The organism is Kitasatospora sp. NPDC049258, assembly GCF_040678895.1.
In the GTDB taxonomy this organism is placed as follows: domain Bacteria; phylum Actinomycetota; class Actinomycetes; order Streptomycetales; family Streptomycetaceae; genus Kitasatospora.
This window is the reverse complement of the sequence record NZ_JBFAQT010000056.1, coordinates 26,083-35,865: the sequence shown is the minus strand read 5'-3', so window position 1 is coordinate 35,865 and position 9,783 is coordinate 26,083. Positions and strand designations below refer to the sequence as shown.

General features: G+C 76.7%; 9 protein-coding genes and 1 tRNA gene. 3 read left to right on the top strand and 7 right to left on the bottom strand.

Annotated features, from left to right (window positions below):
• Positions 1-21: 21 nt before the first annotated feature.
• The 6 genes from AB0K43_RS29410 to AB0K43_RS29385 form a co-directional block, all read right to left on the bottom strand.
• Positions 22-95, bottom strand: a tRNA-Lys gene (locus AB0K43_RS29410).
• A gap of 97 nt (positions 96-192) precedes the next feature.
• The gene (locus AB0K43_RS29405; RefSeq protein ID WP_363645071.1) at positions 193-744 is read right to left on the bottom strand and encodes a bifunctional DNA primase/polymerase; all 552 of its coding nucleotides are present in this window, start codon (positions 742-744) and stop codon (positions 193-195) included.
• 117 nt (positions 745-861) lie between these two features.
• On the bottom strand, positions 862-1,260 hold the full coding sequence (locus AB0K43_RS29400) for a hypothetical protein (RefSeq protein ID WP_363645069.1): 399 nt from the start codon (positions 1,258-1,260) through the stop codon (positions 862-864).
• 220 nt (positions 1,261-1,480) lie between these two features.
• Positions 1,481-2,869 carry an AAA family ATPase gene (locus tag AB0K43_RS29395; RefSeq protein WP_363645067.1) on the bottom strand — a complete coding sequence of 463 codons (1,389 nt, stop codon included), beginning with the start codon at positions 2,867-2,869 and terminating at the stop codon, positions 1,481-1,483.
• An 8-nt stretch (positions 2,870-2,877) separates the two neighbouring features.
• The gene (locus AB0K43_RS29390) at positions 2,878-4,455 is read right to left on the bottom strand and encodes a hypothetical protein (protein ID WP_363645065.1); all 1,578 of its coding nucleotides are present in this window, start codon (positions 4,453-4,455) and stop codon (positions 2,878-2,880) included.
• Positions 4,452-5,699, bottom strand: a complete 1,248-nt coding sequence (locus tag AB0K43_RS29385) for a hypothetical protein (RefSeq protein WP_363645063.1) — start codon at positions 5,697-5,699, stop codon at positions 4,452-4,454. Before AB0K43_RS29385 ends, AB0K43_RS29390 begins: the two co-directional genes overlap by 4 nt.
• Before the next feature lie 183 nt (positions 5,700-5,882).
• On the opposite strand from AB0K43_RS29385, the gene AB0K43_RS29380 reads away from it, so the two are divergent.
• On the top strand, positions 5,883-6,521 hold the full coding sequence (locus AB0K43_RS29380; protein WP_363645061.1) for a histidine phosphatase family protein: 639 nt from the start codon (positions 5,883-5,885) through the stop codon (positions 6,519-6,521).
• A gap of 23 nt (positions 6,522-6,544) precedes the next feature.
• On the opposite strand, the gene AB0K43_RS29375 is transcribed toward AB0K43_RS29380, so the two are convergent.
• Positions 6,545-7,930 (bottom strand): tetratricopeptide repeat protein, encoded by a 1,386-nt coding sequence (locus AB0K43_RS29375; RefSeq protein WP_363645059.1) that lies wholly within the window; start codon positions 7,928-7,930, stop codon positions 6,545-6,547.
• Positions 7,931-8,269: 339 nt separating this feature from the next.
• On the opposite strand from AB0K43_RS29375, the gene AB0K43_RS29370 reads away from it, so the two are divergent.
• A complete protein-coding gene (locus tag AB0K43_RS29370) occupies positions 8,270-8,740 on the top strand; it encodes a hypothetical protein (RefSeq protein ID WP_363645057.1) in 471 nt (156 codons plus the stop codon).
• A gap of 90 nt (positions 8,741-8,830) precedes the next feature.
• Positions 8,831-9,754 carry a fused MFS/spermidine synthase gene (locus AB0K43_RS29365; protein WP_363645055.1) on the top strand — a complete coding sequence of 308 codons (924 nt, stop codon included), beginning with the start codon at positions 8,831-8,833 and terminating at the stop codon, positions 9,752-9,754.
• Positions 9,755-9,783 lie beyond the last annotated feature (29 nt).

The window sequence follows — 9,783 nt, the reverse complement described above, 5'->3', positions numbered from 1 at the left end:
GAGGGGGCCTTCGACCGTCTGTGCGCCGCCAGGGACTCGAACCCCGGACCCGCTGATTAAGAGTCAGCTGCTCTAACCAACTGAGCTAGCGGCGCGTGCTGACGAGGAAGACTTTAGCAGCGGCCGGGCGCGGATCCAAAATCGAATACCGCTGCCCGGGCACCCGGGGTTCGACGGCCGTTCCACCGCGCGTCACACCTGCGGCACCGGCTCCGGGCCGGTCGCGGCGGAGCCGGCCCGGGCCGCGCGGACGCACGCCCAGAGCACCACGGCGGCGCCGGGCAGCCACGGCTCCTGGCTGTCGGGGGCCACGATCCAGCGCCCGGGGCCCTGGCCGGGGGAGTCCGGTGCGTGCACCATCCGCTGCACCGGCGGCACCGTCACGGCGTCGCCCTGGCCGTGGCAGAGCAGCGGCGGCACGTCCCGGGCCCACTCCTCCCAGGCCAGCAGCGAGCGCAGCCGCGGCGCCGCGCCCGGCTGCACGAAGAGCAGGGCGCGGCCGCGGAACGAGGCGACCGGGCCGCAGCCCGGGCCGGAGGCCCACAGCTCGTCCAGCACCCGGCGGCCGAACAGCGCCGGCATGCTGACCACGTCGAAGACCCGGCCGCAGGGCAGCACCGCCGGCGCCCATGGGCGGGACTCCCACAGCGCCCGCATGCTGCGCGGGTACTCGCTGGCGGAAGCCAGCCAGTTCTCCCCGGCCACGGTGACGTACTCCACGGATTGATACGTCCAGATGTCCACGGCAGCAGCGTGGACCGCCGGGCCGGGTCCGCGCGCAGAAAGTGACGTTCGGCGGACAAGCCGGGGGGCGACGGCGTACCCTTCCCAGCCGCATATGCCAGTGGCCAGTCGGCAGCCCTAGTGGTCCTCGCCGCGGCGCTGCAGGCCGCGGCCGTAGTCGACCATCCGGGAGGCGTAGTCCGGTGTCCAGTCGGCGCGGTCGGCGATCTCGGCCGGGGTCAGTGCGTCGAAACGGCGGGGGTCGGCCAGCTGGGCGGCGGCGATCGCCTGGAAGTCGCTGGCCCGCTCGGCGGCCGCCCGGAAGGCGAGCGTCAACTCGGTGGAGCGGCGCAGCAGTTCGGCCGGGTCGTCGATCGAGTCCAGGTCGAAGAAGCGCTCGGCCTCGGGCTCGGCGGCCTGCGGTTCGAAGATGAGTTGGGCGGGGCGCAGGCGGCGCGGCGCGGAGCTGCCCAGATCCTGGGCGGCCGGTGCGGGGGTGCCGCTGCGGTCGGACGCCTGTGGGTGGGGATCGGGCATGAACGCTCCTCCAGATGGTCGGCCGACCCGGGGGCCGGCCGGTCGGGACCGGGCCGCCGTCCATTGTCACTCGGCGGACACCGGTAGCGGAACGGTGCGCGTGCGGTTGCTATTCCCCACGTGGGGAGCGCGGCCGCGCCCGGTGCGCCCCCTCCCCGTCCTGACCACCCACGGTGCCCGCCCGGCCACGGAATGCCGCCCGGATCCGCCGGGCGAGGTCTCAACCGAGCCGGATCCGGTGCTCCGCCAGGTGCGCCAGTACCGCGTGGTTGGCCTCCCAGCCGTCCGGGAACTTCACCGCCACCCCCAGCTGCACCGGCTCGGCGGACGGGTGCTCGTCCAGCAGCTCGGCGATCCCGGCCCGCGCCACCACGATGCAGGCGTGCCGGTGCCGGGAGGCGAGCACGCACAGCCGCCCGGTCTCCAGGTGGAAGGCGGTCGCGTCCGGCCGGCCGGAGAGCGGGTGCAGCACCACGGTGACGTCGTACTCCCGGCCCTGCAGCCGGTTGGCGGTGTCGACGGTGACGGCCGGCCCGGCCGCCTGGTCCACCGGCACGCCGAGCGCGGTGAGCGCGGCGCGGACCGCGGCCGCCTGGTCCCGGTGCGCGGTGCCGACCGCGATCCGGCTCGCGGTGAGCGGGGTCGTGCCCTGCTCGGAGCGGGCCGCGAGCCCGCGGTCCAGCAGCCGGCGGACGGTGGCCGCCACTGCCGCGACCGCCTGCGGGTCGGTCCGTACGGTGTGCCGGGCCGGCAGCTCCAGCAGGGCCCAGCCGTGCTCGGCCGCCTCGTCGATCGCCGCGTCCACCGCCGATCCGTCCGGCCGCACCGCGGCGGTCAGCAGCCGCTCGCCCTCCCCGGTGCCGGAACGGAACGGGGTGTAGGGGTAGAACGCCGAGGAGATCAGCGGCGCGGCGGTGGACGGCAGCCGCCAGGACACCGGCAGCCGGTGCGGCCGGATGGTCGGGTTGTGCGCGAGCAGGGTGACCACCGCACTGCTGGACGGGTCGTAGGAGAGGCCGGCCCACTGCTCGGTGCCGACCACCGTGAACGGGTCCAGCTGCCCCGGGTCGCCCACGAACAGCGCCCGCTCGAACAGCCGGGCCACCGCGAGCAGCGCGTCCGAGCGCATCTGGTAGGCCTCGTCGACGATCGCGTGCCGCCACGGGTCGACGTCCTTGACCCACTGCCACTTCGCGGCGGTCGAGATCACCACGTCCTGCTCCAGCAGGTCGCCCACCTTGCCGGAGGCGGTGACGTTCCCGTGCCGCAGCGCCTCCGGGGCGGGGCGGGCGTCGCTCGCGTGCAGCCGGCCGATGGTCAGGTCGGGGCCCTTCGCCGCGAGCCGGTCCACCAGGTCGTCGACCTGGCTGTTGGTCTGGGCCACGACCATCAGCCGCTCGCCGGCCGCGACCAGCTCCCGCGCGGCCCGCACCACCAGGGTCGACTTGCCGGCCCCCGGCGGTGAGTCGACCACCACCCCGCGCGGCGCGCCGGGTCGGGGCCGGACGGCCGCGGCCAGGATCGCCGCCACCGCGGCGTCGGCGGCGGCCCCGGGGGAGTCGGGCGCGGGGCCCGCGGTACCGGGGCCGTTCGGCTGATGGGCAGTCATGGCGGAGTTCATTCCCAGTCTTCGGGTCCGGTAGGCGGCGTCCGGTCGGCGCCGGGCGGGCCGCCGTGCGTCCACGGGGTGTCGTCCGGCTCCGGCAGCGGGGCGGACTGGCGGGCGGTCAGCTCGAACAGGGTGAAGACCACCCGCTCACCGACCTCGGGCAGGCTGCCCGGCTCCGGCTCCCGCTTGCGGCCCATCCCCGACAGCACCCGCACCGTCACCTCGCCCGGCGCGGCCGCGACGATCTCCGCCTTCTGTGCGGACGCGGCGCCCGCCCGGTGCACCTCGCGGCCGGGGTCGGCGTGCGGGCGGTCCGGGGTGGCGAGGGTCAGCAGCGGGCGGGGCTTGGCGGAGCGGCCCGAGGTGTCGTACTCCAGCTCCACCGCCGTCACGGTGCCGCTGAACGCCTCCCCGGCCAGCCGGTGCCCGGCCATCGCCAGCGGATCGTCCAGCGCCTCCTGGATGTCCAGCCGGGCCTGCTCGCGCTCGCGCTGCGCCAGCTTGCGGGCGGCGGTCACCGCGTCGTCCCGGCGCGGCTGCGGGGGCTCGCCGGCGGCCAGCCGGTCCCGGTGGCCGGTGTAAGACCAGCGGTCGCCCTCCCAGCGCTCGGTCAGGTGGGCGGCGGGCGGCAGGGCGCGCAGCAGGTCAAGGCCCTGCCAGAGGTCCCGCCAGGTGGGCAGCAGTTCGGACTCCAGGGCGCCGTGCAGCCGCTCGTGGGCCTGCTTGAGGTGCAGCTCGGCCCGGGCCTGTTCGCCGGGTGCGGCCTGCCGGAGCGCGGCGAGCGCGGCGTCGTGCCGGGTGATCGCGGGGGCCAGCACCAGGGTGTCGAACCGCGGGTCGGTGACCGGCCCGGCCGGCGGGTGCAGCAGCCGGCCGTCCTCGCCCCGCCCGGTCTCGGCCCGCTCGGCCGCCCGGGCGCCGGTCCACCCGTCGGGCGGGAAGTGCCAGGCCAGTTGGGCGGCCAGGTGCTGGTCCTCCAGGTGGCTCTGGCCGGTGGCCCAGTGCCGTGCCAGCAGGCCCGTCATGGGCAGCAGCAGGCTGCTGCCCGGCACCTGGGCCCGGTCGGTCAGGTGCGTCAGCCAGCGCCCCAGCAGGGGCACCCGGGTCGGCGCCGGGTAGGGACCCGGATCCGGGTCCTCCGCCGTGCGGCGGAACCTGGTCGACCGGCCGAGCAGCGCGAGGTGCCGCACCGCGCCGGAGTTGGGCACGATCAGCTGCGGAGCGTCGGCGCACAGCTCGCGCAGCACCGGGATCTTCTCGCCGGTCTCCGGATCCTTCTCGGAACCCTCCACCTGCTCCACCTCGCCCGCGAACGAGTCGAGATAGGGCAGCAGCTCGGCGGCGAAGTCGGCCAGGAACTCGAAGCGCTGGGTGCGGTTGAGCGGCTGCGGCACCAGCAGCAGCTTCGGCGCCGCCCGCTCGGTGCCCAGCAGGACGGCCAGCGGCGCCCCGTCCTCACCGGCGGTCGCGAGCGGGACCAGCACCATCGGCCGCTCGGACAGGTGCCGGTGGCGGACGGTGGCCAGCGGCTCGGCCCGGCCGCTGCGGACGGCCTCCAGCCGGGCGAGCGTGGTGAGCAGGCTCATCGGACCGGCCTTCCCAGCGCCTCGGCGCGCAGCGCCGCCGCGTACGCCAGCCGGGCCGCGGCCTCGTCGGTGGCCTCGTCGCCGTCGGGCCCGGTGCTGCTGCCGCCGTCGGTGTCGGGCCCGGTGCTGCCGGCGCCGGCGGGTGCGGTGCCCTCGGCCGCGGCCAGCGCCCGGGTGACCGTCCGGATCGAGCCCAGCTCGCCCCGCACCCCGCGGCCCAACTGCTCCACCGAGTCCGCGCAGCGGGCCTGATCACGGCAGTGGAAGCTGAGCTCGCAGGCGGCCAGGCAGTCCGGCCCGTAGGCGGCGGGCACCGCGGCGACGGCCGCGGCCAGCTCCTCGGCGGGCCGGCCCGGGGCGCCGCTGGTGTCCGGGTCCAGGTCGAAGGTGGTGCCCGGCGGCAGCGTGTCGAGCAACTGCTCGATCCTGGTCAGCCGGGCCAACTGGCGCCGGGTGGTGGCCAGTTCCCGTCGGATGTCGACGGCCTCGGCGGTCGGCAGGTTGGAGAAGTCCTTCGGGCAGACCAGCAGCACGGTCAGCGCCGGGCTCCCGGGCAGCTCGTCCACCGCGTACGGGTCGGCGGCGGGCTCCCGGCCGGCCAGCCGGGCGGCCGTCTCCTGGAGCGCCAGCACGTACACCGCCGCCTGCCGGGCCGCCGCGCCGACCTTGGCCGGGTCGGCCGACCCGTCCAGCACCGGGAAGGACTTGATCTCCACCACCGTGCACCGGCCGCCGTGCACCACCACGGCGTCCGGCTCCAGGTAGGCCTGGCTGCCGGCCACCGTGAGCCGCAGCATCGGGTGGTCCAGCAGCGTCCAGCCCGTGGGGTCGGCGGCCGCCGCGGCCAGCACCTCCCGGGTGCGCTCGGCCCGCACCGCCGGGGTGGCCCGGCTCAGCAGGTCGGGCACGGCGGGAGGGGTGCCGCCCTCGGGCGGCAGGCCGAGCAGCCGGCGGAGCGGGCCGAGCAGCGCCGCGTACCCGTCGCTCTTCAGCCGGGCCTCGAAGACGTTGCCGCGGGCGATCGCGAACGGTGACTGGCCGAACGGCGCGGGGCGGCCGAGCTGCTGGGCGACGGCGGCCTTGTCGACGCCCGCGGCGTCCAGCAGGGCGCGGCGGCGGCAACCGGGATTGGCGGCGAGGGCGGCGAGGGCGCGGGCGTCGAGGCTGCGCTGGGGCGTCGCGCCGCGCAGCTCGGCGAGGCGCTGCGCCAGGGGTTCGGCCTGCGCGGGATGCGAGACGTTCATGGTGCGCCCCAGTGTTGCACCAGGCTCCGACAATCCGGGCACGTACCCCGCCGCGGGGCGCCCGGGGCGGGTCGCACCCCGTCGGCTGCGCCCACGCGCCCGGTGGGTGCGCGGTGCGGGATCATGGAGGCAGGCCCTCAACGGCGAGCCGGCCGCCGCGTACCACGTCGCGAGGAGAACCGCATGCCAGCCCGTATCGTGCTCGTCCGCCACGGTGAGACCTCCTGGTCCGCCACCGGGCGGCACACCGGCCGTACCGACGTCCCGCTGACCGACGAGGGCCGCACGATGGCCCGCGCCCTCGGCGCCCGGCTGGCCAAGGCCCCGTGGAACGGCCTGCCCGAGGCGGTCGTCTACACCAGCCCGCTCTCCCGGGCCAGGGAGACCTGCGAGCTGGCCGGCTTCGGCGACCGCGCGGTCGACCGCCCCGAACTGCTGGAGTGGGACTACGGCCAGTACGAGGGCCGCACCGGCGTGGACATCCGCGCCACCGACCACCCCGGCTGGCTGATCTGGCGGGACGGCGTGCCCGGCGGCGAGAAGCTCGCCGAGGTGGCCGCCCGGGTCGACGGCCTGATCGAGGAGCTCAACTCCCGGCACGGGCTGCCGCACCCGGACACCACCGAGATGCACGCCGCCGACTGCGAGGTGGTGCTCTTCGCCCACGGGCACCTGCTGCGGATCCTGACCGCCCGCTGGCTCGGCCTGCCGCCCGAGTACGCCCAGCGGTTCAAGCTCGGCACCGCCGCGCTCTCGGTGCTGTCCTGGGAGTACGGCCTGCCCGCGGTAGAGATCTGGAACGACCACAGCCACCTCGACTGAGCGGCGGGGCGGGGCGCGCCCGCTCAGGCGGCCGTGCGGGCGCTGCGGTGGACGTCCAGGAACCGGCGCACCTCAGGCATCCGCCGGTGCTCGCGCAGCCGTCCGGCGGTGTGCGCGAGCATCCCGCGGATCCGGGCCGAGCGCACCCGGTCGAGCAGCAGGGTGGCCGCCTCGGCGTGCTCGGCGGCCCCTCGCAGATCGCCCCGGCCCAGCCGGTCGTGGGCCAGTTCGGCGGTGTAGAGCGCCCGGTTGCGGACGAAGTGCGGCTGCTGGAGCCCGGCCGCCCGCCCGGCCCGCTCGCTCGCCCGGTCCCACCCGCCGAGCGCCGCCCAGCACTGGGCCTCCAAGCCGGCGATCTCCGCCTCTCCGTAGAAGGACATCCACTCCGGGTCGGTGCTGCGCCCGCCCCGGTCGAACAGCGTGTGCGCCCGGGTCAGCGCCTGCTCGCAGGCGGCCCGGTCCTGCAGCAGCGCCCAGCCGCCGGCCTCGCGCAGGGAGAGCAGCGAGAGCAGCCGGTCGGAGCCCAGCCGCCGGGCGGCGGCCTGTCCGGCCTGGGCGGCCCGCAGCGCCTCGCGCGGCCGGCCGGCGTCCCGGGCCAGGAAGGCGCTGTTGCAGAAGACATGGGCCTCCAGCGCCGCGTCCCCGGCCATCCGGGCGGTGGCCAGCGCCTCGGAGTAGAACGAGCGGGCGTCCATCAGCCGGTTCGAGTCGTGTGCCAACCAGCCCACCGAGATCGCCAGTTCGCCGGCGCCGGCCTGCAACCGCCGCTCCGTGGCGGCGGTGTAGCTGCCGTCGTTGAGCAACAGGTAGGCGTTGCGCAGGGATTGCCCGGCCCGCTCGAAGAGGGTGTCACCGCCGTGGGCGTCGTCGAGCAGCCGGATGTCCCGGACCGCCTGCTCGACCCCGCGCACCTCGGCGGCGCCGACCTTCCGGGGGGCCGGCAGCTCGGGCCGCGCGGCGAGCGGCGGCGGGGCCGCGGCCTGCGCCGGGCCGTCCAGGCCGAGCGCGGCCGCGAGGGCGGTCGGGCCGCCACGCAGGAATGTCCGGCGACGCACGTCGTCGATCTCCTCATCGGGCCATTGCGGGTCGTCGAGCGGGGGTGCGGCGGCCGGTCCGCCGTCGGAGGCCCGGCGGCGGACCACGGTCCGCGGGGCGAAGCCCAGGTCCGTCAGGGAACGTCCCGGCCACATGTGGCGGAACACCCGCTCGTACGCGTAGTTGGGGCAGCGGATCTCACCGGCCTCCACCCGGCCGACGTAGCGCGCGTCGCAGGACACGTGCTCGCCGATCTCCCGGGCGGCCCGGCGGACCGCGGTGGCGAACTCCCCGGGGGAGAGGTCGCCGCGCAGCTCGCGCATCACGGTGTTGGGGGCCGCGGGCGCGGGCCCGTCCGGTCGCGTGGCTGTCATGCTGCGCTCCGAGATCGTGCACCGAAGGTCGAGCCGGGGGCCGGGTGGGGCCGGCGGATGCTGGTGTGCCGTACGGGATCGGGGGGCCGTCCGGCGTCGGCACGAGAGTACTCGCAGTCACAGGGTGGCCACGGCGCGTGCCCGGTCGGTCTTCGGGTCATAGCGGACAATTCGCCCGCCGCATCCGGGATCCGCCATGAAATGCCATGGCTTGCTGTACGCCACCCCGTGGCCTCCCGGGCCCCGCCCGCGTTGTCCTGGTACCTGGAGGCCTCCGTCGCTCGCCCCCACCCGACCGAGTGACCCGGCTTCCGACCTGACGAGGTGACAGGAGGGCTCATGGCTATCGGACTGCCGCACCATCGACGCCTGGCCACTCAATGGGTACCGCCGGGCGTCGCCCCCGCGCTCCTGCCGGAGGCCCCCGGCGGCGAGCTCTCCGCACTCGGCGGGGGCGGGGCGGGGGCGGTGCGCCCGGCAGCCCGGTACGACCTGGTGACGGTCTCGGTCCGGCACGGCCTGGAGACCGTGGACATCCTCCGGCTGCGGCGGGCCTGCGGCGCGGTGCTGCAGACCGCCGGCGGCACGGCGATCGCCTTCCTGGTACCGGCCGGCACGGCCGTCGGCTGGCACCTGCCCGGCAGCTCCTGTACCGCCGGCGCCGTGCTGCCGGGCCCGACCGACCCCCGCTGGGTGATGCCGCCGACCGGCCCCGGGACACCGGCCCGTGCGACCGACGCCTGGGTGCTGCGCTCCGCCCTCTGCGAGGCGGCCTGCACGCTCACCGCCGGCGGGCTCGGCCCGTACTGATCCCGCTCCGATCCCGGGCTGCTTCCGGGCTGCTTCCGGGCTGCTCCGACGCGGGGACCGTCCCCGACCCCACCGGCGATAATGGTCGCCATGGGACGCAGCAGGGCCGGCAAGGCTCCGACCGGGGCCGATCCGGCCGCCTCCGCCTCCGCCGCCGGTGCACCCGGCGGCCGTACGCACGCCCAGGGTCCGCTGATCCGCGCGGTCGACTCCGGGCGGGCGGAGCTGCGCCCGGACCGCGACCGCCCGCGCGGCTGGCAACTGTTGCTGGACGGCGCCCCGCAGTCGCTGGTCGACCTCGACGACCCGACGCACCTCGGCTTCGAGTACCAGCGCAGGCTGGGCCACCTGATCGACCTCGCGGCCCCGCCCGGCCGCCCGGTCACCGTGCTGCACCTGGGCGGCGGCGCGCTGACCCTGGCCCGGTACGTCGCCGCCACCCGGCCGCGGTCCCGCCAGCAGGTCGCCGAGATCGACACCGCGCTGACCGAACTGGTGCGCGCGGAGCTTCCGTTGGAGCGGGGCTGGCAGATCAAGGTGCGCGGCGCGGACGCCCGCGCGGTGCTGGAGCGCACCCCGGAGGGCACCGTCGACCTGGTCATCGCCGACGTCTTCGCCGGCGCCCGGGTGCCCGCGCACTGCGCCACGGTGGAGTTCGCGGAGCTGGCCGCCAGGGCGCTGGCCCCCGGCGGCCGGTTCGCCACCAACCTCACCGACGGCTCGGCGCTGCCGTTCGCCCGCAGCCAGGCCGCCACCCTGCTGGCGGTCTTCCCCGAGGTCTGCCTGGTCGCGGACCCGGCGGTGCTGCGCGGCAAGCGGTTCGGCAACCTGATCCTGGCGGCCGGGCACCAGCCCCTGCCGCTGGAGGAGCTGGGCCGCCGGGTGGCCTCCGACTCCTACCTCGGCCGGGTCGAGCACGGCCGGGCGCTCGCCGACTTCACCGCCGGGGCGCCCGCCGCCACCGATGCCACGGCCGCCCCGTCACCCGCCCCGCCGCCGGGCGTCTTCCACTGACCGGCGCCGCCGTTCGCCCGTGGCTCCCC